We start from the raw sequence: 22757 nt of genomic DNA, 5'->3' as shown, positions 1-22757 counted from the left end.
GAAACAAGAAGCCCCCGCCTCTTCAGGCGGTGGGAGCATTCACCGGATAGACACCTTGTACCTCCGCAGCCAGGCGTCCACCTGGATCAAATAGGCAAACATCTGCGGTCCGCTCATCAATTGGCCGAACCAGGGCGTATACAGCTCAGTAGCTTCTGCTTTGGCCATGGCGCCGACTCGCTCCCGGTCGATCAACGGCAGCAGCGGTGATGAGCTGTCTTGCAAGATCTCCATCATGTGCTGGCGGACAGCCGTGAGGTAATTGGGGTTGTGCGTTTTCGGGTACGGACTTTTTTTGCGGTGGAGGACGTCTTCCGGCAGGACACCGACTAGCGCTTTGCGCAGGATGCCTTTCTCCTGGTTCCCTGTCATCTTCATCTCCCACGGGATGTTCCACACGTATTCGACCAGCCGGTGGTCGCAAAATGGGACGCGCACTTCCAAACCGCAGGCCATGCTCATGCGGTCTTTCCGGTCGAGCAGCGTCGGCATGAAGCGCGTGATGCTCAGATACGACATCTCCCGCATCCGGTTTTGCTGCGGCGTTTCGCCGGGCAGCCTCGGCACCTCCAGGAGCGCTTCCTGGTAGCGTCTTTGTACGTACTTCTCTGGCTGCATCCAGTCGGTTAACTCCGGAGCCAGCAGACCGACTCTTGAGTCGAGCGCGAGCGACCAGGGAAACGTGTCGGCCGACAGCATTTCTTCCCGGTGGAACCAGGGATACCCGCCGAATATTTCATCGGCCGCTTCTCCCGATACGGAAACCGTGGCGTGTTTTTTGATTTCCCGGCAGAACAAATACAGCGAGCCATCGACATCGGCCATTCCCGGCGTATCCCGGGCGTAGACGGAAGCGTACAGCGATTCGATGAGATCGGGGGTATCAAACAGAATCTCATGGTGCCGGGTGCCAAGAAAGTCGGACATTCGTGCAATCCATGGAGCGTCGGCATTCGGCTGAAAAGCGTTCGCCTGGAAGTACTTGTCGTTGTCAACGTAATTGACAGAGAACGTGTGCAGGCGGCCTCGGTTGTCGCTCGCATACTGGCGGGCAGCCAGCGCCGTTAATGCCGAGGAATCGACTCCACCGGACAGCATGGTACAGAGCGGCACGTCAGAGACGAGTTGGCGCACCGCTGCATCCCTAAGCAAATCGCCGATGCGCGCCGCTGTCGTTTCCAGATCATCTTCATGGGGCTTGCTCTCAAGCTGCCAATAGGCCCGTTTCGCCAAGCCGTTTTGGGTAAACTCTATACAATAACCCGGCTTCAGTTCAGCCATGTGGCGGAAGATGCCGTGGCCAGGGGTGCGGGCGGGACCGATGGCGAATACCTCCGCCAAGCCCTCGGCGTCGACTTCTGCAGGAAAGTCGGGATGGGCCAGGATTGCCTTGGGCTCGGACCCAAACAGCAGCATGTCGTTTTGATGGACGTAAAACAGCGGCTTCACGCCCAATCTATCGCGGGCGAGAAACAGCGTCTGTTCCCGGTCGTCCCAAATCGCAAAGGCGAAAATGCCGTTGAATCGTTCGACACAGGATTTTCCCCATTCGATGTAAGAGAAGAGCAGCACCTCGGTGTCACAAGTTGTCTGAAAAGCGTGATTTCTCTCTATTAACTGTCTGCGCAGCTCCGGCGCGTTGTAAAGCTCTCCGTTGTACACGATCGTATAGGGATAGCTGCCCGCTGTACGGGTCATCGGCTGAGCCCCGTTTTCGGGATCGATCACGCTCAGCCGCGTGTGTCCCAGTGCGCAGTGACGGGATATCCAGACCCCCGACGCGTCCGGTCCGCGATGGGTGAGCGTTCGGGTCATAGTTTCAAGAATGGCCGGATAGCCGCTTAAATCCTTGCGCCAGTCGATCCAACCAGTAATGCCGCACATGTCAAATCATCTCCTTGAGGTAGGTAGAATGGTCCCGCACGAGTTTAGATTATGTTTGATCTTAGGCTGTGGTTAGTCGAAATTATTGGAGCGGGATTAATCAGAATTCAACATATTTGTTATATAATGTAACATACTGTTGGATTGATTGAGCGTCTGATGCCGGTTAAACTGGGCGTTGATCTGACCCTTCAGCAACTCCTCGCGGATCTTCTCCTTGCTAAAGCGGGTCTTCTCTTTTTCCCGCAGCTTGCGGATCTCAAAAGTATGCAGGCCGTCTTCCATTTTATTTGCGATCTCCACCAGAGTGTCGACATCTTCAAACGAAAACTTTCGCGTACCGCCCTTCGTGCGATCCGGGATTACCAGCTTTCGCTCTTCGTAATACCTGATCTGTCTTACGGACAACCCCGTCAATTCGCTGACAGTACCGATTGGGATCACTTTTTTCTCTCTGTATGATGCCACTTTCAATCCCTCCTTGTGTTCAATCTTCGTTCTGAGAGAAGCGAATATCACGGAGCTGCAAGTTATTTACAGGTAAAAATAACACAAGACTTATGCTTGAAAAACATTTATGTCAGATAATATAACATATAAATTTCCGTATTGACGTAAGGGAAGAAAAAAAGAAGGTAGGCAGGTTGAAAATCCGTGAATTTTGCACATTTTGTGTTAGATTATCTTACATAACTATGGTGCAAGAGGATTTTGTGTGAAAAAATGATCTTGTCATTGATCAGACTTGGAGGGGTGCATATGGTTGCGAAAAACTACTCAAAAGAAGACATACTGCGAATCGCGAAAGAGGAGGATGTCAGGTTTATCCGCCTGCAATTTACCGATTTAATGGGCATTATCAAAAATGTGGAGATTCCCGTCAGCCAACTGCCGAAGGCGCTGGACAATAAAATGATGTTCGACGGCTCCTCGATCGAAGGCTTCGTCAGGATCGAAGAATCAGACATGATCCTTCAGCCCGAATTAAACACCTGGATGATCTTCCCCTGGTTGACCGGGAACGGCAAGGTGGCCCGTTTGATCTGTGATGTGTACAATCCGGACGGAACGCCTTTTGCCGGTGATCCGCGCGGAGCTTTAAAGCGCGTGTTGAAACAGGCGGAAACACTGGGCTTTACCGCGATGAATGTCGGCCCGGAACCGGAGTTCTTCTTGTTCAAGACCGACGCCAACGGGGATGCGACGCTGGATGTGAACGACCAAGGCGGCTACTTTGACCTGGCCCCGAGCGATCTGGGCGAAAACTGCCGGCGCGACATCGTTCTGACGCTGGAAGACATGGGCTTTGAAATCGAGGCCTCACACCATGAAGTGGCTCCCGGTCAGCATGAGATCGATTTTAAATACGCCAACGCCATCGAGGCAGCTGACAATATCCAGACGTTTAAACTAGTCGTCAAAACGATTGCCAGACAGCACGGGCTGCACGCCACCTTTATGCCGAAGCCGCTGTACGGCATCAATGGCTCGGGGATGCACTGCCATCAATCGCTGTTCAAAGGCAAGGAAAACGCATTTTACGACGAATCCGACGAGTTGGGTTTAAGCGAAACAGCCAAACACTATCTGGCGGGCCTGCTCAAACATGCCAGGGGATTTGCCGCGATCACCAATCCGACCGTAAACTCCTACAAGCGTTTGGTTCCCGGCTATGAGGCTCCCTGCTATGTGGCCTGGTCGGCGAAAAACCGCAGTCCGTTGGTTCGCGTACCCGCCAGCAGAGGACTTAGCACCCGAATTGAACTGCGCAATCCGGATCCCGTTGCCAACCCGTATCTGGCGCTGGCCGTCATGCTGGCAGCAGGCTTGGACGGCATCGTAAACAAACTGCCGCTCGGCCCTGCCACCAACCAAAACATCTACACGATGGACGAAGCGGAAAGGAAAGATAAAAATATTGACAGTCTGCCGGCCACACTGAAGGAAGCGCTGGAGGAATTGAAACAGGATGCGGTAGTGACAGATGCGCTGGGCGAGCATATCGTCTCCCGGTTTATCGAAGCGAAAGCGATTGAATGGGACCTGTTCCGCGTGGAGGTTCATCCGTGGGAGCGCAACCAGTACATGAATACGTACTAACAGTGACGAACCCCTGCATTTTTCGGATGCAGGGGCTCTTTGTTATCAAGCAACGGCAGCAGGTACGCCGATTGCCGGGAAAGCATCTCGCTCTGTATGCTGGCATGGAAGTGACTGGCAAGATCGCAGACCCCCGGCATTTTCCAGCTATCAAGGGAACAGCTCCAACAGTAGAGTCGCTTGGGGGCAAATGGGCGCAGGATTCAGATGATGGGCCGATTCTATCCGCGTTTATCGCGGTTTTTTTATTTAATAGGTCCAAGTACTTGATAGTTGCCGCGATGGAACTTTAATCCTCAGCACAGACGGTAGACAAGGGGATGTCAGTCTACAACATGATTTCCATCAAACATAGGTTGCGAACTTGTGTTCTTATTTATATACTAATCATACAATTGCGCATGATAATACTTTCCTTCATTCAGCGATCTTGTGCTCAGTTTCGTGATTGGTTTAGATAACTAACGTTCCCGTATGGAGGCGAACACGATGAAAAAGGAATTGGAACGGGCATGTAAAAACCATCAGCTTGTGCGGATGATCTACCTGGATCAGAATGGACAGACGACAAAACGAACACTGCGGCCATTGCACGTAACGAACCATCATTTGAAGGCATATTGCATGGTACGCAGGGCACCTCGGGTATTCGCTTTGGAGAACATCCTAGCCATCGAACCAGTGGTGAATCGACACGCAGTCTGACCCCAAGCAAAAGTTCCTGGCGATATGATGTGGCGAATCAAGTACTGGAAGCACGCTTAATATCCTCCTAAGGACTGGTTACAAAAACCGCCGTATGTAAATAATGAGAAAGGCTTGAACAAATTTACCAGAGGGAATGACTGCATGCATGCTGCAAAACGGCCAAATATCCCTGAAACAGTTTACAGTGTTGGTAATACTAGCCACAATTGGAGATTCGATCCTGGTTTTGCCTGCCATTCCCGCCATGGAAGCAAAACAAGACGCTTGGATCGTAGCCGTTTTTAGCGTGATCGTCGGATCCTTGCTGGGATTTTTGTATTATGCGGTTTGGAAACGGCATCCTGATTTGACTTTGATCGAGTATAGCGAAGAAATCCTCGGGAAGTGGTTGGGAACGGTTGTCTCGCTGTTATTTTTAGGGTATTGTTTCATTAATTCAGCAGCGTATCTGAGGGAAATTGGAGATTTTTTAACGACCAACATCCTGCCGCAAACTCCGATCGAAGCCATTCACATCATCTTTCTTCTCATCGTGCTGATGGGAGTCCGGTTGGGATTGGAATCCATTGCCCGCACGGCAGAAATCTTTTTCCCTTGGGCGATCATCCTTGTCTTGTTTTTAACCATCGCTTTGCTGCCTCAAGCCCATTTCCAAAACATAAAGCCAGTCCTTGAGGGTGGGGTTAAACCCATCTTGCGAGGATCAATCACATTTATTGCCTACCCGTTTATGGAACTGGTGATTGTTCTGATGGTTTTGCCTTATGTGAACACCGATGCGAGAAAAAAAGTGAGAAACAGCCTGGTCGCAGGGATGGTATGGGGAGGGGCGGTTTTATTCCTTGTAACCACTTTGGCCATTCTCGTTCTTGGCGTCGATTTTACGACCAGACATTTATACCCCAGCTATACGTTAGCCAAAAAAATTAACATAGGTGAATTCATCCGCAGGTTCGAAGTGGTTGTGGCGATTATCTGGTTCCTGACGATTTTCTTCAAATTCATTTTGTATGTTTATGGACTAAGTATTGGGTTGGCGCAGATGTTGAGATTAAAGGAGTATCGGGCGCTGACGCTTCCGCTGGGGATGATTCTCATTCCACTGTCGATCATCATCAGTCCGAATATCGCTTACCTGCTTACTGTAGAGAGGATTTACTGGCCCTTATTTGATGCGACATACAGTCTGCTTCTGCCATTATTGTTGATCTGCGCAGCTGCCTTGCGGAAAAAGAGGCGAAAACAGATAAATGACAAAGGAGAGGAGAAAAAACAATGACGATAGCAGGAAAAGCAGTAATCGTGACGGGGGCAGGAAGAGGAATTGGCCGTACGATTGCCATAACATATGCCCAACAAGGAGCAAGCGTGATCATCGCAGATAAAGATCCGGACGGTTTGCAGCAGACTGCCCGGCTTATCGAGGATGCGGGAGGTTCCGTGTACTCACGGGTTCTCGACCTGAGCCGGCCTGAGGAGATCGAGCGTTTTTTTGGCGACATACAAGAAACGGCTGAAGGAATCGGGATTCTGATCAATAATGCCGGGCTCAGCAAGTGGAAGTCGCCTTATGAACTGACTGTCGATGAATGGGATACCATCATCGATACGAACCTCAGAGGAACGTTCCTCTGTTCCCGTGAAGCGGCAAAAATCATGAGAAAGCACGGCGGCGGGTCGATCATCAATCTCGCTTCAACCCGTGCGCTGATGTCAGAACCTGACTCAGAAGCTTATGCCGCTACAAAAGGAGGGATCCTCTCCTTGACCCATGCGCTCGCCGTCTCGCTCGGACCGGACCACATTCGGGTAAATGCCATCAGTCCCGGGTGGATTGAGACGGGGGATTACGAAAAACTCCGGCAGGAAGACCATCTGCAGCACCCGTCCCAGCGGGTAGGCAAACCGGAGGATATTGCCCGCGCCTGTTTGTTCCTTACCGATCCAAACAACGATTTTATCAACGGGGTAAATCTGGTGATAGACGGCGGGATGACCAGAAAAATGATCTACCTGGAGTAAGGAGAGGTTTGGGCAATGTTGAAAATCGGGGATTTTTCCAGATTAAACAAAATTTCCATAAAAACGCTCCGCCATTACGACGAGATCGGCCTGTTCAAACCGGAAAGCATTGATCCGCAAACCGGTTATCGCTATTATTCGGCAAGCCAATTGCCCAGGCTGCACCGCATCTTGGTACTCAAGGATTTGGGTTTTTCTTTAGCCGAGATCGCCCAAATGGTCGACAACCCGCTCACGACCAATCTTGTCGCTACCACGCTGCGCCATAGAGAACGTGAACTGCAGGCGGAGATCAGGGAGCTGCGGGAGAAATTGGCTCGTTTGCAGTCCTTTATTCGAAATATTCAAGAGGGGAAACCCGACTTGTTGAAATACGATGTTGTCATAAAAGAAGTGGAGCCATTGCGGGTGATCTCCATTCGGGAGTGGACGGAAGATTACGCCAAGCAGCATGCCTTGTGGGAAGAGCTTCTGTCACATATTGGCGGGAAGCATCCCAAAATGCTGACGCCTATCGCCCTTTATCTGGACGTCGAAGCCGCGGGCGGGGCCAATATCGAGGTTGCTGTCCCATATGCAGGCGACATGTCTGAAACAGAGCGGATTCGTTTTCGGACATTGGAGCCGGTAAAGGAAGCGGCCTGTGTCATTCACAGAGGGAGCAGTGAAACGTTGGCTGATGCCTACACCGCGCTGCAGAAATGGATCGAGGAAAACGGGTATCGGATGTACGGTTCTGTTCGGGAAGTGCATCTGGTAGGATATTTGACCACGGAAGACACAGACAAACACATTACCGAAATTCAGATTCCGGTGACACGCTTGTAGACTTGCGCTTGACTCTCCCCCGACAGGAGGATTTATGGTAGGACGGTACCATCATCCAGGAAGGGAGAGGATTGCGTTGTCATCTCCAAAGGCAGTCTTGCGTCACCCGTTTGTCCAGGTCAGTTTGCTTTCCAGCGTATTTTCTCAGATCGGCATTTGGGTGCGGAATTTTTCTGTTTTGCTCTTTGTCATGGAGAAAAGCGGCGGTGACGCTTTTGCCGTATCCATGATCTCGGTGGCCGAGTACGGGCCGATTTTTCTGTTTTCTTTTATTGGCGGTGTCTTTGCGGACCGCTGGAAGCCGAAAAAAACGATGGTTTGGTGTGACGTCCTGAGTGCTGTCTCGGTATTTCTCGTGCTGGCGGCGCTGCTCTTCGGAGAATGGCAGGCGGTTTTCCTGGCGACTTTAGGTTCTGCCATCTGTTCCCAGTTCTCACAGCCGTCCGGGATGAAGCTGTTTAAGCAGCACCTGCCGGATGAGCAAATGCAAACCGGAAGCATCTCGCTGCTGCAAACCGTATTCGCAGTGTTTATGGTGCTGGGGCCGTTGCTTGGAACCCTTGTCTACCAAAGCTTTGGGATCGTGACAGCGATGGTGTTGACAGGAATCGCTTTCCTGCTGTCCGGCGCGATGCTGACACTCATCCCGGCAGACCGCGAGCTATCGAGGGAGGCTGGTGCCGGACAGCAGACTTCCCTGTTCAGAGAAATGGCCGAGGGTATCCGCTGCGTGTGTACTCAAAGGAACCTGTTGTTCTTAAGCTTGTGTTTTGCGGCGGTTGGCCTGGGAGTGGGACTGATCTCGCCGCTCTCGATTTTTGTTGTGACCGAGAAACTTGGGCTGCCGCCGCATTACCTGCAGTGGATGTCGATTCCATACGGATTGGGGGAGATCATCGGAGGCGTATTAACTTTCGCTGCAGCCAGCAAAATCGCACCAGAGAGGCTGCTCGCTTTGGGCCTGTTGGTAAATGCCGCAGCGATTGTCGGGATCGGACTGTCCCAGGTATTGTGGCTGACGCTTTTGGCCCAGTTTGTCCTGGCGTTGCTGCAGCCGGCCATCTTTGTCGGGAACAACGCACTGGTGATGCGGCAGACGGACGCAGCATTCATCGGCCGGGTGATGGGGATTCGCACGCCGCTGATGACAGGGTCCATGGTTGCGATGATGAGCGTGGCCGGCATCCTGAAAGAAATGTGTTCTCTGACCAGCTTGTTTTTACTGGCGGGCGGATTCTTTCTGATCGGCCTCTTGTTTACCTTGCCTGTTTATCGGGGGAGCGCGAATGCGTCTGGGTCAATTCGCTCTGAAGCGGATCATGCCTGAATCGCCGTTCTTTTCCAATTATGATAAAGGGTAATTTCAAAGACAGGGGATGTCTTGATGTCTGCGTGGGTTCTTAACTAAAGAATTGGATAGAGGCAATCCAGTTGTAGAAAAAACCGCTTTATGAGTGGTTTCTGTCCGCATGGGAAAATGGATTTGCCCCGATTAGTTAAGAACATGGGACATCATCTATTATCTGTGACAGGTAATTGACGGCAAACAACTGTGTTCTTATGCACAGTTTTTTTATCTGTACGGTTTGCAGCCAATTCATGAGGACAGAAGATGGACGTTATGTTCATTTTCTGTCCTTTTTTTCATGGGAAAAAATGCGGGCTCTTCTCTGTCAGCTGCAAACAGCTCCCGCCCCAACGTACCAGTGAATCGCCTCGCCGAGCAGCAAGCTGCCTGACAGTACCCCGAAGAGCGGCGCTAAAAACAAATGAAAAGACGGATGTCGTTTTTATCTATCGGAAGGACGTTTTTCTCACTAGTGTGTTCAAGAAATTTCTTGAATTCCTTTCATGATGAAGGCCTTCTTTACGGGGAGGCCTCTGCCATGCAAAGAAAGCGTCTATGGCGGCGAACAACTTTTGACAAAGAAAGGCTCTTGACACCGCTCACTGGCCGAGCGTATAGTATAAGCAGAAAATGTGTAACCGGTTACAGATGATAGATATGATGTTTTTTCTTTATTTTTTTATATGATGTGTAACCGGTTACACATATATGGCGGTGGAGAGGGAATGGCGACGATTCGCGATGTAGCAAAGCTGGCGGGGGTATCAGTAGCCACGGTATCACGCGTAATAAACAAGAATGGCTATGTCAATAAAGAGACGGAACAGAAGGTAACAAGGGCGATTGAGCATCTTCGGTATGAACCGAATGCCGTTGCCAGAGGCTTGGCAGGCAAGCAGACGGGAACGATCGCGCTGGTCCTGCCGGACATCTCTAACCCGTTTTTTCCGGAGGTGGCGCGGGCGGTGGAAGACATGGCCCAGTCGCACGGCTATACGGTGATCTTATGCAACTCGGATGACCAAGGTTCAAAAGAGAAGTTATATATCGAAGTGTTAAAAAAGAAGTACATCGACGGCATTATTTTCGCCTCCAATACGCTGGAGCAGGACGATGTAGAGAGATTGGGCAAGGTTCCGCTGGTGGTGCTCGACCGGGCGCCGATGAGCAATATTTGCAGCGTGATCCGCTCCAAAAATCAGGAAGGGGCCAAGCTGGCGGTCAAGCATTTGCAGGAGGTGGGCTGCAAAAAAATCGCCCATATCTACGGACCGCAGGAATTGGTCACGGCGAAAAAACGGCTTTCGGGATATGAGGAAGCGGTCAAGGAGTTTTCCTGGTTTTCGCCAAGCTTGATGGTCCCCGGCTTTTTCCGCATTGACGGCGGACTGCGGGCGGTGCAGGAGCTGATGAGCAAGCATCCGGACGTAGACGGCATCTTTGCAGGAAACGACCTGATGGCGATCGGCGCGATCAAGGGACTGAACCGGATGGGCATCCGTGTGCCGAAGGATGTGGCGGTTTGCGGGTTTGACGGCATCGGCCTGACAGAAGTGACCGAGCCGGAGTTAACCACCATCGCTCAGCCGATTTATGATATGGGTGCCTTGGCCACCCGGGTCCTGATCGAGAAGATCGTGACGGGAACAGAGGAGATAAAGCTGTATGAGCTTGATGTAACGCTGGTACAGCGCGATTCGACGAGGAGGGTGAACGAGCGATGAAAACGGCTCCGCAGGTTGTCGTGATCGGCAGCTTAAACATGGATATCGTGGTGGAAGCAGACAGACCGCCGGCAATGGGCGAGACAGTGAGCGGCAATCAGGTTCATTTTATCCCCGGCGGCAAGGGGGCCAATCAGGCGGTTGCGGCAGCCAGGTTGGGCGCAAAGACACGGATGATCGGAGCCGTGGGAGATGACGCTTTTGGTGCGCAATTGCTCGCCTCTCTTGAACAGGACGGCATCGGAACTCAAACGGTGAAAACGGTTGCGGAAGTGGCGACGGGCATTGCATCGATCCTGCTGTCGCAGGGAGACAACAGCATCATCGTCGTGCCGGGAGCCAATTACCGCTGTCTGCCTGAAGATGTTGACCGCCACATGGAAGCGCTGGAGCAGGCGGATGTCATTCTCCTGCAGCTGGAGATCCCGCTTGAGACAGTCGTCCATGCGGCGAAGCGGGCAAAAGCGCTGGGCAAGAAAGTGGTACTCAATCCGGCGCCGGCACGCGAGCTTCCCGACGAGCTGTATCAACATGTCGACGTGATCATTCCCAACGAGACGGAGCTGGCATTGCTCTCCGGAATATCCGGCGAAGGGGATGAGCAGTTGACGGGAGCGATGAAGCGCCTGCTGGCAAAAGGCGTACAAACCGTCATCACCACGCTGGGGGCACAAGGAGCGGCTTACCTTGTACGCGGCGGGCAGCTTGGCAAAGCGGCCGGCCACAAAGTAGAAGTAGTCGACACGACGGGAGCGGGCGATTCGTTCAACGCAGGATTTGCCGTTGCCCTGGCAAGCGGAAAATCTCTTGCCGAGGCTGTCTCTTATGCCGGCAGAGTAGCTGCCCTGGCCGTAACCAGGCTGGGAGCCCAGCGCGGAATGCCAACGAGCGATGAAGTAGCACATTTTGAACAAATACAAGGGTGACATCATGAAGAAAACAGGTTTGTTAAACAGTGAACTTTCCAAGGTCATCAGCGAATTGGGACATACGGATCAAATCGTGATTTGCGACGCCGGATTGCCGATTCCGCCAAACGTGAAACGGATCGATTTGGCTCTGACTCCGGGCCTTCCCCCGTTTCTCGATACACTTCGAGCGGTCCTCTTGGAGATGCAAGTGGAAAAGGTGATTGTGGCCAAGGAGATACAGACCGCCAGCCCGGATTTATTGAAACAGATCGATTCGCTGTTGGCCGGTGTCGAGCAGGCAAGCGTCAGTCACGAAGAGTTTAAACAACGGACCAGTCAGGCAAAAGCAATCATCCGAACGGGAGAATGTACCCCCTATGCGAATGTGATTTTGCAAGCAGGGGTTATCTTCTAAAAGGCAGGGGTGTTTTCATGACCGAATTACTTTTGGAAATGAAGGAAATCGACAAGTCGTTTCCCGGCGTGAAGGTGCTCGACGGCGTGGAGCTTACCTTGCAGCGAGGCGAAGTTTTGGCCTTGATGGGGGAAAATGGCGCGGGGAAATCGACGCTGATGAAGATATTGGGCGGCATTTACGAGCGGGACAGCGGTTCCATCACCGTAAAAGGCCAGGCGCAGCAGCAGATGTCAACCGATCTTGCCGCCAGGTTGGGGATTGCAATTATCCATCAGGAGTTAAACCTGATCCCCCATTTGACCATCGCAGAAAATATGTTTCTTGGCCGGGAGTATACCTGGGGTAAAACAAGGGTGATCAACTGGCGGAAAATGGCCGCGGAAGCAAGGCGCTATCTGACCGAGCTCGGCATGGAGATCGACCCGAACACCGTAGTCGGAGAGTTGTCCGTCGGTCAGCAGCAGATGGTAGAGATCGCGAAGGCGCTTTCGATTCAGGCAGACATTCTTGTGCTTGATGAACCGACAGCGGCATTGACCAACCGAGAAATTGAATCGCTGTTTCGGGTCATCGATTCCCTGAAGAAACGCGGCGTCGGCATGATTTATATCTCCCACCGGATGGAGGAGATTTTCCAGATCAGCGACCGGATTACGGTTCTGCGAGACGGCCAGTACGTAGGGACGAGAGTGACGGCGGAAACGAATATGGATGAGCTGGTCAAAATGATGGTCGGACGCGAGATCAAGGATCGCTTTCCCAAAATAGAGATTCCGTTGGGCGCAGAACGGCTGCGGGTAGCAGAGTTATCCCGCAAAGGAAAGCTGCAGCACATCTCGTTTGCCGTCAACAGCGGCGAAATCCTGGGTATAGCCGGTCTGATGGGAGCAGGACGGACGGAGCTGGCACGAGCCTTGTTCGGTGCAGACGCGTTCGATTCGGGCAAGATTTATCTGGATGGCGAGGAGGTTCGCATCGCTTCGCCGAGTGACGCGATCAGCGCCGGGATAGCCTTGATTACCGAGGACCGCAAAGGAGAAGGGTTGATCCTCTCCCAATCAGTCAGAGAGAACCTTTCCCTGCCCAATCTGTCCAGCTTGTCCGCCCTGCGGGTCGTCAACCGCGGCAAGGAGTCGGAGCTGGCGGATGTGACGATCAAAAAGCTGTTGATTAAAACAGCCGGGATGGAACAAACCGTAGGCTCGCTCAGCGGCGGCAATCAGCAAAAGGTAGTAATTGGAAAGTGGCTTGCCGCCAAGCCGAAAGTGCTCATCCTGGACGAACCGACGCGCGGTGTGGATATTGGGGCAAAAAAAGAGATTTACGATGTAATGAACAAACTGGCCCAGGAGGGTGTCGCAATCATCATGATCTCCTCCGAAATGCCGGAAGTCCTGGGGATGAGCGACCGGATTCTGGTGATGCATGAAGGGCGCATAACAGGGGAATTCAGCCGCGAGGAAGCAACCCAGGAAAAAATTATGCATGCTGCGGCAGGAGGGGGGAATATGTATGCAAGCTGAGGTTGTGCAAACGAAAAAGAAAAATGTGGGCTTTTTTCAAAAGCTGGGCCCGTTCGTCGGGCTTGCCTTAATCGTCATTGTCCTTTCGGTCGTAAGTGATAATTTTCTAACGGTCAGCAATATTTTCAACGTTTTGCGGCAAATCTCCATTAATGCCTTGATTGCCTTTGGGATGACCTTTGTCATTTTGACAGGCGGAATCGATTTGTCGGTCGGCTCCATCCTTGCCCTCTCCGGTGCGATCACAGCCGGACTCATGGCGGGCGGAATGGATACATGGCTCTCCGTCCTGATCGGACTGCTTGCCGGCGCGGTGATGGGAAGCATCAACGGCATTTTGATCTCCAAGGGGAAAGTGGCGCCTTTTATCGCCACCCTGGCCACGATGACGCTGTTCCGCGGTTTAACCATGGTCTATACCTCGGGAAAACCGATTACCGGCCTGCATGACGGATTCGGTATGCTGGGCAAAGGCTTCTTTCTGGAGATCCCGATGCCGGTCATCTGGATGCTGATCTCTTTTGCCATACTTTATTTTGTGCTGAAGCATACAACCTTTGGCCGCCATGTATACGCCTTGGGCAGCAATGAGGAAGCGACACGGCTGTCCGGGATCAAGACAGACCGGGTAAAAATCCTCGTCTATACCATCAGCGGTCTGTTCGCTGCCTTAAGCGGCGCCATTCTGACATCGCGCCTGAACTCCGCTCAGCCGACGGCAGGCACTTCCTATGAGCTTGACGCGATTGCCGCGGTCGTGCTCGGCGGTACCAGTTTGTCCGGCGGTAAAGGCTGGATATTCGGGACGCTGATCGGCGCGATGATCATCGGTGTGTTAGATAACGGCCTCAACCTGCTCAATGTCTCTTCCTTCTATCAGTTAGTGGTAAAAGGCGGCGTCATTTTGATCGCAGTGTTGCTGGACCGATCTAAATCTAATAAATAAATCAATTAAGGGGAGATGCAGCAATGAAAAAGTTTATCAAAATGGCATTGGCTTCATCGCTGGTTTTGGCAGCGCTTGCCGGTTGTTCCACCCAATCCAGTCTGGAGAACAACGGGTCGAAGGCTCCTGAACAAGCTTCCGGCGGCAGCGCTTCCGGCAAAGTAACGATTGGTTTGGCTATTTCCACGCAGAACAACCCGTTCTTCGTCACCTTGAAAGAGGGGGCCGAAAAAGCTGCGAAAGATGCGGGCGCCGACCTGATCGTAGTCGATGCGCAAGATGATACGGCAAAACAGATCAGCGGCATTGAAGACCTGATTCAAAAGAAAGTGGACGTCATCCTGATCAACCCGACAGACAGCGCAGCGGTCGGAACTGCAGTTGAAGCGGCTAATAAGGCGAACATCCCGGTAATCACCGTTGACCGTTCCGCCGACAGCGGCAAAGTCGTTTCCCACATCGCTTCCGACAACGTAAAAGGCGGAAAGATGGCAGGCGAATATATCCTGAACGCGATTGGCGGCAAAGGAAACATTGTCGAACTGCAGGGGATTGCCGGAACATCGGCAGCCAATGACCGGGGAAAAGGGTTCCATGAAGCGGTTGACGGCAAAGACGGCGTAAAAGTAATTGCATCTCAACCGGCCGATTTTGACCGCGCCAAAGGGATGTCCGTCATGGAGAACATCCTGCAAGGAAACCCGGACATTCAAGCTGTATTTGCCCACAACGATGAAATGGCGCTGGGCGCACTGCAGGCGATTGAAGCGGCCAACAAGAACATCCTCGTGGTCGGCTTTGACGCCACTGATGACGCTGTAAAAGCGGTAAACGACGGCAAAATGGGCGCAACCGTTGCGCAAAAACCGGCTGACATCGGTGCAAAAGCAGTAGAAACCGCCATTAAAGTAAGCAAAGGGGAGCAAGTGGACAGCTCCATCCCGGTCGATCTGGAATTGGTCACGAAGAAATAAACAAGTCGGGAAAAGCATACCCTGTTTATCGGGTATCTCTGTAAGGGAACCGACAGACAGGTCTTGACGAGAGGAAAAAACAGGAATATAATGCCCTTAAGCTATTTTCCTGAAGGCTGTCGGCCGGCAATCTGGCCAGTCCCAGGGAAAAAACGGGGGCGCACACGTACCGTTCCTACGATTCAGGCTTATGCGAAGTCGACTGGTCTGGATGAAAATGAGGCTGCGTGCGACAGTAGTGTGCGGTATATGTGGGTGGTACCACGAAAGGTGGGCAAAACTCCTTTCGTCCCTTTTTACGCGGTCACAAGCGTAGAGGGGATGAAAGGTTTTTTTATTTAGGTATGGCTGGGTAGAAAGAAAGATTCGATGTGGGAGATGGGGAGGAATTAACAGTGGCACAGACTGCCGCCAGAACGGCAACGGTATCAACGACTGTCTATTCGATCCTACTTGCGATCAGTGCAGTCCATTTGTTGAACGATTCCATGCAGTCCGCAATATCTGCGCTTTTTCCGATTCTAAAGCAATCGCTTGGCCTCACGTTTACGCAGGTTGGGCTGATTACGTTTGCGATGAATATCACCGCATCCTTGCTGCAGCCTGCAGTCGGGTGGTATTCAGACGTCCGGCCCCGCCCGTCGATGCTGCCGATCGGGGTCTGTTTTACGTTTCTCGGGATCGTGTCGTTGTCCGTGGCGCCAAATTTTGCCCTTGTCCTGTGTTCCGTCATTGCGATCGGGATCGGTTCGGCGGTGTTTCATCCTGAATCCTCCCGGGTCGCGTATTTGGCGGCAGGCTCGAAGCGGGGATTGGCCCAGTCCATTTTCCAAGTGGGCGGAAACATCGGCAGCTCGCTTGGTCCGGTCATGACGGCCGTTCTGTTCGTTCCCCTGGGGCAATTCGGCGTGATCTGGCTCGCTTTTGCCGCCATGGCCGGGATCATCATCCAGGTATACGTGGCCCGGTGGTACCGCCAGCAGCAGCTTATGCCGCGGGTGAAGGGGAAGGGGCAGGCTGCAGCCGGCCCCGTCGGCTTGACCAGGCGGCAAGTCGGCGCTGCTATCGCGATCCTGGTCCTGCTTACCTTTTCGAAAAACGTCTACTCGGCCGGCATCACCAGCTTTTATTCGTTTTATCTGATCGGGGATTACGGGCTTTCCGTGGAACGAGCCCAGTTGTACCTGTTCGCATTCCTGGCGGCGTCCGCCGTAGGCACGTTTGTCGGCGGTCCGTTGGCAGACCGCTACGGCAGGCGAAACATCATTTGGATTTCCATTCTGGGGGCAGCTCCGTTTTCGCTGCTATTGCCTTATGCCGATCTGTTCTGGTCCGGGGTTTTGTGCGTGGGGGCAGGTTTTGTGATGTCATCCGCTTTTTCGATCATCGTCGTCTATGCGCAAGAACTGCTGCCCGGTAAAGTCGGATTGGTGTCAGGCTTGTTTTTCGGCTTGGCGTTCGGACTGGGCGGGCTCGGTTCAGTGCTGCTGGGATCGATTGCGGACGCGACGAGTATCGCTTTCATTATGAAACTGTGCGCTTTCCTGCCGTTGATTGGAATGATCACGGTGTTTCTGCCTAAGGATGAAGCCTTGCGCGGCTGATGCTAGCATACTTGAAAGATGAGGGGAATGGACTGTGGAACGAACCAGCAAGAGCATGCAAAGGGTGAAAGATGTATTGGATCGACTCGGCCTGGAACTGCAGGTCGTCGAATTTGCCGAATCCACGCGGACCTCGCAGGAAGCGGCCAATATGATCGGCTGCCAGGTAGGCCAAATCGCCAAAACGCTGCTGTTCAAAACGAAGCAATCGGCAAGACCGGTATGTGTCATCGCCAGCGGAATCAACCGGGTAGACGAGAAGAAAATCCAGCAGCTCGAAGGGGAAAAGATCGAAAAAGCGAATGCCGACGAAGTTCTGAAGTTTACCGGATACGTCATCGGCGGGGTTGCTCCCGTCGGCTTTCAAACCGGCATTCAGCCCTATATCGATGAGGATTTATTTCAATACGAAGAGATCTGGGCGGCAGCCGGAACCCCGCATTCCGTCTTTAAGCTGACGCCGGAGGTATTGGTGCAAATCACCGGCGGACAGGTTGTGCAAGTCAAAAAGTGACGGCAGCCTTTTTGAACTCCCGTGCGGCGAGCGTCACGAGAACGCCGCCCAGCATCCAGAATGGCTCCCAAAAAAGCAGCCGCCACCAAAGAGCAAAGTTGTCCACCTGCAAGGCCAACAGACCGAAAGCGGAAAGGGCAAGGGAGAGAAAGTTTGCCATCCCGTATAAAAACAAAAAAATGCCTGCCAATAGGGAGAGGGAGTATAAAAGGCGGTTTATGGTTCTCGGCCATTTGCCGAGAAGCAACAGGAGAAATAACCCTCCGCATACCTTAACAATGCCGGTCAGCCAAACCAGCATTATAAAGGAAGCTTCTCTTTCCAGTGCCTTTTGATAGATGAATCCTCCCAATGAACGTACGCCGATCATTCCTCCGCCTGCCCAATAAAAACTCATCAGGGCAAACAGAAGGCACCAAATGGATCCGGCATAGACGTAAAGCTTTTGTCTTTGCATCGCTTTGTTCACTCCCTTATTCTCATAGCACTTGGAAAACAGGATTCCAACCATTTTACATTGGCGTGTGGCAATTGGTCCACCCTGAGAAAGCGGGGAACGAGCATGCAAGCGATGTCACTACCAGAGCCATTGGTTACATGGACAAATGAATTTGCTTGGCACAGAATTACCATCGGACATTCACCAGCACGGACGTATTTGCTGATAGGTACCAAGATTTGGCTTTGGCCATCAGGAGCGTCATCTATTACTTTGGCCGGGAACTGGTCCCGTATTTTCTCGAGGCGTACGGCATAAAAGCGGTGGATGAATCCAAGGTGCGTTTTTATCAGTTGTTGGACGAGTTTTACTAGTCATCGCTGCAGAAGCGTTGAACGGCAGGAGAGGTGAAAACAGGTGATAAGAAATTCAGCAAGAGCCGTCATTATCCAGTATGATAAAATCTTAGCTGTGAAAGTGCGACAGCCTTATGGCGATTGTTACTTTCTGCCTGGCGGTGGACAGCAGCACGGGGAGGATCTGCAGCAAACCGTACGCAGGGAGTGCATGGAAGAAATTGGACAAGAAGTGGATGTAATCGAACTGCTCTTTGTACGCGAATACATAGGAAAAAATCACCAGTTCGCCGAATACGATGCAGATATTCACCAAATCGACCACATCTTTCTGTGTGAATTGAAAGCTCCTTCGAGCGACATACAGCCTGGTCTAGACCCCGACAATGATCAACTGGCGATCGAATGGATTCGGTTTGACGACTTGTCACACGAAAACTTCTTCCCCAAAGCCATGATTCCCTATTTGTTTGATCATGTCAACGGCAAGCCAATCCCTACATATCTTGGGGATGCCTTGTGAATAGGGAAATGAATCGAAAATGCAGCATATCGAGGAGGGACGGATATGATCAAGCGGTTGGATCACCTGGTGTTGACTGTACAAGACATCGATAAGACGATCCACTTTTATACGCGTGTGCTTGGGATGGAGGAAGAAACCTTTGGCGCGGGAAGAAAGGCGCTGCGCTTCGGCGAGCAAAAGATCAATTTGCATGAGGCAGGCAAGGAATTTGAACCGAAAGCAAAACAGCCGACGCCGGGATCGGCCGACCTGTGCTTCATATCTGACGGGATGAAGGCTGAGGAAATCCTTGCGCACCTTCACAAGCATCAAGTTCCGGTCGAGGAAGGTCCTGTCAGGAGGACAGGCGCTCTGGGGCCGATCCAATCTGTCTATATTCGGGATCCAGATCAAAATTTAATTGAGATCTCACACTATCCGGAGGAGGAATGAGTCGCTCGGTACTCAAGCCAAATGGAAGAAAGGAATTCATCTATGTCCGTATACAAATTGCGCTTGTTTAACTACAGCTACTTCTCCTTGTTTGCGATCTTTCTCTCCTTTCTCCCCCTTTACCTGTCAGCAAAAGGGATTCCCAAAACGGAAATCGGGATGATTTTAGGGGCGGGTGGCGTGATCGGGATATTCTCTCAGCCATTTTGGGGGATTGTCTGCGACAAGCGAAAGACGATCAAAAGAGTGCTGCTGGCGATTATCGGCGTTTCCATCGGTTTAGGCGTCCTGTTGTTCCAATCTTCTGCCACGCTGCCGCTGGTCGTATTGGTTGGGCTGATGTACTTTTTTTTCATGCCCACCGACCCGCTCTGCGAGAGCCTCAATTACCAATCCGCACAGAGGTATCGCGTTCACTACGGTTCCATCCGCATGTACGGAGCGATGGGATACGCAACTGCGTCCCTCATCATCGGTACTGTTACCAATCATTTTGGCATTTCCAGTATCGTGTACCTGTTTTTGGGATATGGAATCGTGACGTTCATGACCTGTATCACCCTGGATGACGTGCAAGCCAACCAGAAGCCGCTTAGGTTCCGAGATCTGAAAAGATTTCTTTCGCAAAAAACGACGCTGGTTTTCTTTATGATGGTGTTGATCATCGCCATCCCTCATCGAATCAATGATACGTATATTGGCATCTACATCGAACGAAGCGGTGGAAATCTGCAATACGTCGGGTACGCCTGGTTTATCATGACGATCATTGAAGTCATTTTTTTTGCCATCGTTCACCGGTTCCAAAAACCGGGTAACGAATTGAAGATCATATCCATCGCGGGCCTTTTTTACGCGGTGCGCTTTTTCTTGACTGCTGTCACGAATAACCCAGTCTTGATTGTCTTCCTTCAACTGCTCCAGGGGGTTACCTTTGTCTTTTTTTACGCTTCTTCGATGCAGTATCTCTACTCCGTCATACCCGACGAATGGAAGGCGACGGGTCAGACGATCCTTGCCGTCTTGTTTTTTGGCGTTTCCGGGATTATCGGTTCGGTCGCCGGCGGGTGGGTACTAGATACACTGGGGGGAAGTGCCTTATACAAGATGATGGCGATGCTGTCCGCTGTAGGTGTCATCCTGGCGATGGTGATTCGGAGAACGGGCAGCCGTTCATAAATTGCGGGCGATCCCCATTTTTTTGCGGGGCAAAAACCACAATCTCCAACTATAATTGTCTTAGATAAGCTGTGACGGAAACCAAGACAGGTCAAGATGGAGGAGATGGGACGTATGGACACATCCCGCGAAAAAAGCCTGCCGCGTACGGCCAAGGAAGACATGGAACGACCTGACGAAAGATATAAAATCATTGCTGAAAACACTTCTGACACGATTGTTTTGGTCGATGATCAAGCGATGGTCCGGTATGTATCGCCCTCCCTGCAACTTATTTCGGGGTACCGCATCGAAGAGTATGAAGGGATGGATGCTTTTGACCTTATTCATCCCGATGACAGACAGCGAGTCCGCTCTTTATACAACCAGGTGCTGCTCGCAAAGAAACCGGTGGACACCGAGTATCGTATTGTCCACGCCCAAGGCCATCTGGTCTACGTAGAGGCCCGGGTAAAACCTGTACAGGGCAGCGACGGAAATGTGTTGTATGTCGTAGCGGTCGTCAGGGATGTGACAGAACGGAAAAAGACGCTGGAACTCTTGGAAAATATTTTGGACAATGTCAACGCCGCTGTCTGGTCGGCGGATAAAGATTTTAGCCGGTACACGTTTTGTTCCGAGAGTATTAAGAAGATTTCCGGAATACCGAGAGAAGAGATCTTGTTTCATCCGATTCGTTTACACGATCATATTCACCCGGAGGACAACGCGGTTCTCATGGGAGAAGTAAAGGCGAAGCTGGATCTGGGCATCCCCGTCAGTCAGGAATTTCGCTTTATCCATGTGGAAGGAGAGACCAGGTGGGGCAGGCTCATCGTCCATCCCACGGTCAACCAAGCCGGGGCGATTGAGCGGTTAGACGGGATCATTTTGGACATGACAGAAAAAAAGCGTTCTGAGCTGGCATTAGAAGAGAGCGAGCAGAGGTACAAGTCTTTGTTTGAAAACAACCTGGACGGGGTCTTCTCCATCGAACTGAACCATTTCTATTTCGTCAATGCCAATCACGCCTTCGAGACGATCACCGGCATTACCTTAAACCAACTGCCTGATCGCTGCTTTCTGGGCTTGATCCACGATGAGGACCATGCTGCGGTCTATCAAACGCTTTTCCATGTGATTGAGCGAGGAGAGTCGCGGGATATTGAATGCCGCTTGGCATATCCCCGGCCGGGCGAGAAAATCGTCAGCATCACATTTGTGCCGATCTTTCTTTCCGGAAAATTAAACGGCATTCATGGAATCGTCAAGGACATCACAAAAAGGAAACATGACGAGCAAGAGCTGATCAAAAGCGAAGAAAGGTACAAAGCCCTGCAGCGAAGCTTAAATCGTTTCTCTTCCGACCTGGCCAATGTCATGAAGGTATCCGAGTTGGAGCATCGGCTGATCGAAGAAGTGGAAGCAGTGCTGCAGGTTGCGAGCGCATCGATCGAAGAAGTGCCGAAGGGTCAAGAGCCAGCCACCCCAGACGGGCAAGAAATCTGGATTCGCATCGGCGAAAAGCAGCAGCCCGTCTACCTGCGGATCAAAGCAGAGCAGCCGCTGCGAAAGATTGAGCTCGAATGGCTTGAGACGGCTGTGCGTTACGTTACCATTCTCTACGATAATCTCCACCTGCTTGAGGATTTGATGAAGCGGCTGGAAGATACGGTCGCGAAGAATGAAACGCCCAGATGGATGCTGCGTCTGCTGTTCAAGCTGTCTGAGAAGGAGCGGGCATCGCTGTCCGGCGACTTGCATGATTCCGTGCTGCAGGATTTGATCATCTGGTATCGCAAACTGGAATCGTTACGATCTTCTCACCATTTCGAAAGCGACACGGCGGCGGAATTGATGCAAATCGAAGAGGGATTGCTGGACGCCATACACCAGATCCGCATTACCTGCAATGAACTGCGTCCGCCGTTTTTGCTTAAAATGGGTCTGGTGGAATCGTTGAAAAGCCTTTTTGCTTATACGCGCATGTTTTCTAATTATGAAATTGAATTTTCTGCCGAGCAGCTTGACACCGCTTTAAACGAAGAGCAGATTCTCGGCGTGTATCGAATCGTTCAAGAACTGCTGAACAATGCATCGAAACATGCGAAGGCCAGGAAAGTGACGATGGCGCTGACCAGTACGAAGGATCAGCTTGCTTTTTCCTACTCAGATGATGGGATTGGCATGGATCTATCCGCTTTGGCAGGTTCATTTCAGCATATGGGGATTGCCGGGATTGAAAAAAGAGTGCTGAGTCTCGAAGGGAAGGTGGAATTCCATTCCGCCCCCGGGCAGGGGTTTCACGTGGCGATTCAATTTCCCCATACTATAGGGTAAAG

At 51.8% G+C, this 22757-nt stretch carries 23 protein-coding genes; 20 read left to right on the top strand and 3 right to left on the bottom strand.

The window, feature by feature from the left end:
- Positions 1–39: 39 nt before the first annotated feature.
- Positions 40–1884 (bottom strand): asparagine synthase (glutamine-hydrolyzing), encoded by a 1845-nt coding sequence (gene asnB / locus ACI7RC_RS21640; RefSeq protein ID WP_408110272.1) that lies wholly within the window; start codon positions 1882–1884, stop codon positions 40–42.
- 96 nt (positions 1885–1980) lie between these two features.
- Entirely contained in the window at positions 1981–2352 is a 372-nt protein-coding gene (locus ACI7RC_RS21635; RefSeq protein ID WP_408110271.1) for a MerR family transcriptional regulator, read from the bottom strand.
- Positions 2353–2643: 291 nt separating this feature from the next.
- On the opposite strand from ACI7RC_RS21635, the gene glnA reads away from it, so the two are divergent.
- From glnA to ACI7RC_RS21560, 15 genes are all read left to right on the top strand, one after another.
- Positions 2644–3984 (top strand): type I glutamate--ammonia ligase, encoded by a 1341-nt coding sequence (glnA, locus tag ACI7RC_RS21630; RefSeq protein ID WP_408110270.1) that lies wholly within the window; start codon positions 2644–2646, stop codon positions 3982–3984.
- A complete protein-coding gene (locus ACI7RC_RS21625; RefSeq protein ID WP_408110269.1) occupies positions 3951–4277 on the top strand; it encodes a hypothetical protein in 327 nt (108 codons plus the stop codon). The genes glnA and ACI7RC_RS21625 overlap by 34 nt, the downstream gene beginning before the upstream one ends.
- Positions 4278–4473: 196 nt before the next feature.
- The gene (locus ACI7RC_RS21620) at positions 4474–4689 is read left to right on the top strand and encodes a WYL domain-containing protein (RefSeq protein WP_408110268.1); all 216 of its coding nucleotides are present in this window, start codon (positions 4474–4476) and stop codon (positions 4687–4689) included.
- A gap of 136 nt (positions 4690–4825) precedes the next feature.
- Entirely contained in the window at positions 4826–5971 is a 1146-nt protein-coding gene (locus ACI7RC_RS21615; protein WP_408110267.1) for a GerAB/ArcD/ProY family transporter, read from the top strand.
- Positions 5968–6714 (top strand): SDR family NAD(P)-dependent oxidoreductase, encoded by a 747-nt coding sequence (locus ACI7RC_RS21610; protein ID WP_408110266.1) that lies wholly within the window; start codon positions 5968–5970, stop codon positions 6712–6714. The genes ACI7RC_RS21615 and ACI7RC_RS21610 overlap by 4 nt, the downstream gene beginning before the upstream one ends.
- 15 nt (positions 6715–6729) lie before the next feature.
- Positions 6730–7542, top strand: a complete 813-nt coding sequence (locus tag ACI7RC_RS21605) for a MerR family transcriptional regulator (protein WP_408110265.1) — start codon at positions 6730–6732, stop codon at positions 7540–7542.
- A gap of 34 nt (positions 7543–7576) precedes the next feature.
- Positions 7577–8869: an MFS transporter gene (locus tag ACI7RC_RS21600; RefSeq protein WP_408110264.1), complete on the top strand. Its 1293-nt coding sequence runs from the start codon at positions 7577–7579 to the stop codon at positions 8867–8869.
- A 746-nt stretch (positions 8870–9615) separates the two neighbouring features.
- Positions 9616–10614, top strand: coding sequence for a LacI family DNA-binding transcriptional regulator (locus ACI7RC_RS21595; protein ID WP_408110263.1), 999 nt, complete (start codon positions 9616–9618; stop codon positions 10612–10614).
- Entirely contained in the window at positions 10611–11540 is a 930-nt protein-coding gene (gene rbsK / locus ACI7RC_RS21590) for a ribokinase (RefSeq protein WP_408110262.1), read from the top strand. The genes ACI7RC_RS21595 and rbsK overlap by 4 nt, the downstream gene beginning before the upstream one ends.
- A gap of 4 nt (positions 11541–11544) precedes the next feature.
- Positions 11545–11940: a D-ribose pyranase gene (rbsD, locus tag ACI7RC_RS21585; protein ID WP_408110261.1), complete on the top strand. Its 396-nt coding sequence runs from the start codon at positions 11545–11547 to the stop codon at positions 11938–11940.
- Between the two features lie 17 nt (positions 11941–11957).
- On the top strand, positions 11958–13466 hold the full coding sequence (locus ACI7RC_RS21580) for a sugar ABC transporter ATP-binding protein (RefSeq protein ID WP_408110260.1): 1509 nt from the start codon (positions 11958–11960) through the stop codon (positions 13464–13466).
- The gene (locus ACI7RC_RS21575; RefSeq protein ID WP_408110259.1) at positions 13456–14412 is read left to right on the top strand and encodes an ABC transporter permease; all 957 of its coding nucleotides are present in this window, start codon (positions 13456–13458) and stop codon (positions 14410–14412) included. The genes ACI7RC_RS21580 and ACI7RC_RS21575 overlap by 11 nt, the downstream gene beginning before the upstream one ends.
- 23 nt (positions 14413–14435) lie before the next feature.
- Complete coding sequence (gene rbsB, locus ACI7RC_RS21570) at positions 14436–15386, top strand: ribose ABC transporter substrate-binding protein RbsB (protein WP_408110258.1); 951 nt, start codon at positions 14436–14438, stop codon at positions 15384–15386.
- A gap of 395 nt (positions 15387–15781) precedes the next feature.
- Positions 15782–16990 (top strand): MFS transporter, encoded by a 1209-nt coding sequence (locus ACI7RC_RS21565; protein WP_408110257.1) that lies wholly within the window; start codon positions 15782–15784, stop codon positions 16988–16990.
- Positions 16991–17024: 34 nt separating this feature from the next.
- Positions 17025–17504 (top strand): YbaK/EbsC family protein, encoded by a 480-nt coding sequence (locus ACI7RC_RS21560; protein WP_408110256.1) that lies wholly within the window; start codon positions 17025–17027, stop codon positions 17502–17504.
- On the opposite strand, the gene ACI7RC_RS21555 is transcribed toward ACI7RC_RS21560, so the two are convergent.
- Entirely contained in the window at positions 17494–17961 is a 468-nt protein-coding gene (locus ACI7RC_RS21555) for a DUF3995 domain-containing protein (RefSeq protein ID WP_408110255.1), read from the bottom strand. The genes ACI7RC_RS21560 and ACI7RC_RS21555 overlap by 11 nt on opposite strands.
- Before the next feature lie 158 nt (positions 17962–18119).
- Between ACI7RC_RS21555 and ACI7RC_RS21550 the strand changes: the two genes are divergently transcribed.
- From ACI7RC_RS21550 to ACI7RC_RS21530, 5 genes are all read left to right on the top strand, one after another.
- Positions 18120–18317: a hypothetical protein gene (locus tag ACI7RC_RS21550; protein ID WP_408110254.1), complete on the top strand. Its 198-nt coding sequence runs from the start codon at positions 18120–18122 to the stop codon at positions 18315–18317.
- A 43-nt stretch (positions 18318–18360) separates the two neighbouring features.
- The gene (locus tag ACI7RC_RS21545) at positions 18361–18822 is read left to right on the top strand and encodes an NUDIX domain-containing protein (protein ID WP_408110253.1); all 462 of its coding nucleotides are present in this window, start codon (positions 18361–18363) and stop codon (positions 18820–18822) included.
- A gap of 45 nt (positions 18823–18867) precedes the next feature.
- Complete coding sequence (locus tag ACI7RC_RS21540; protein WP_408110252.1) at positions 18868–19257, top strand: VOC family protein; 390 nt, start codon at positions 18868–18870, stop codon at positions 19255–19257.
- Positions 19258–19299: 42 nt separating this feature from the next.
- On the top strand, positions 19300–20436 hold the full coding sequence (locus ACI7RC_RS21535; protein WP_408110251.1) for an MFS transporter: 1137 nt from the start codon (positions 19300–19302) through the stop codon (positions 20434–20436).
- 114 nt (positions 20437–20550) lie between these two features.
- Complete coding sequence (locus tag ACI7RC_RS21530; RefSeq protein WP_408110250.1) at positions 20551–22755, top strand: sensor histidine kinase; 2205 nt, start codon at positions 20551–20553, stop codon at positions 22753–22755.
- The last annotated feature ends 2 nt before the right edge of the window (positions 22756–22757 follow it).

This window comes from Brevibacillus sp. B_LB10_24 (assembly GCF_046036945.1).
Classification (GTDB): domain Bacteria; phylum Bacillota; class Bacilli; order Brevibacillales; family Brevibacillaceae; genus Brevibacillus_C.
Note: the sequence above shows the minus strand (reverse complement) of the source record. Positions and strands in the feature narration are given on the sequence as shown.

Excerpts from the sequence above, each read along its gene's own strand:
- asnB (WP_408110272.1), bottom strand. The coding sequence starts at position 1,884 with ATGTGCGGCATTACTGGTTGGATCGACTGGCGCAAGGATTTAAGCGGC.
- glnA (WP_408110270.1), top strand. The coding sequence starts at position 2,644 with ATGGTTGCGAAAAACTACTCAAAAGAAGACATACTGCGAATCGCGAAA.
- ACI7RC_RS21620 (WP_408110268.1), top strand. The coding sequence starts at position 4,474 with ATGAAAAAGGAATTGGAACGGGCATGTAAAAACCATCAGCTTGTGCGG.
- ACI7RC_RS21615 (WP_408110267.1), top strand. The coding sequence starts at position 4,826 with ATGACTGCATGCATGCTGCAAAACGGCCAAATATCCCTGAAACAGTTT.
- ACI7RC_RS21610 (WP_408110266.1), top strand. The coding sequence starts at position 5,968 with ATGACGATAGCAGGAAAAGCAGTAATCGTGACGGGGGCAGGAAGAGGA.
- ACI7RC_RS21605 (WP_408110265.1), top strand. The coding sequence starts at position 6,730 with ATGTTGAAAATCGGGGATTTTTCCAGATTAAACAAAATTTCCATAAAA.
- ACI7RC_RS21600 (WP_408110264.1), top strand. The coding sequence starts at position 7,577 with ATGGTAGGACGGTACCATCATCCAGGAAGGGAGAGGATTGCGTTGTCA.
- ACI7RC_RS21595 (WP_408110263.1), top strand. The coding sequence starts at position 9,616 with ATGGCGACGATTCGCGATGTAGCAAAGCTGGCGGGGGTATCAGTAGCC.
- rbsK (WP_408110262.1), top strand. The coding sequence starts at position 10,611 with ATGAAAACGGCTCCGCAGGTTGTCGTGATCGGCAGCTTAAACATGGAT.
- rbsD (WP_408110261.1), top strand. The coding sequence starts at position 11,545 with ATGAAGAAAACAGGTTTGTTAAACAGTGAACTTTCCAAGGTCATCAGC.
- ACI7RC_RS21580 (WP_408110260.1), top strand. The coding sequence starts at position 11,958 with ATGACCGAATTACTTTTGGAAATGAAGGAAATCGACAAGTCGTTTCCC.
- ACI7RC_RS21575 (WP_408110259.1), top strand. The coding sequence starts at position 13,456 with ATGCAAGCTGAGGTTGTGCAAACGAAAAAGAAAAATGTGGGCTTTTTT.
- rbsB (WP_408110258.1), top strand. The coding sequence starts at position 14,436 with ATGAAAAAGTTTATCAAAATGGCATTGGCTTCATCGCTGGTTTTGGCA.
- ACI7RC_RS21555 (WP_408110255.1), bottom strand. The coding sequence starts at position 17,961 with ATGCAAAGACAAAAGCTTTACGTCTATGCCGGATCCATTTGGTGCCTT.
- ACI7RC_RS21540 (WP_408110252.1), top strand. The coding sequence starts at position 18,868 with ATGATCAAGCGGTTGGATCACCTGGTGTTGACTGTACAAGACATCGAT.
- ACI7RC_RS21535 (WP_408110251.1), top strand. The coding sequence starts at position 19,300 with ATGTCCGTATACAAATTGCGCTTGTTTAACTACAGCTACTTCTCCTTG.
- ACI7RC_RS21530 (WP_408110250.1), top strand. The coding sequence starts at position 20,551 with ATGGACACATCCCGCGAAAAAAGCCTGCCGCGTACGGCCAAGGAAGAC.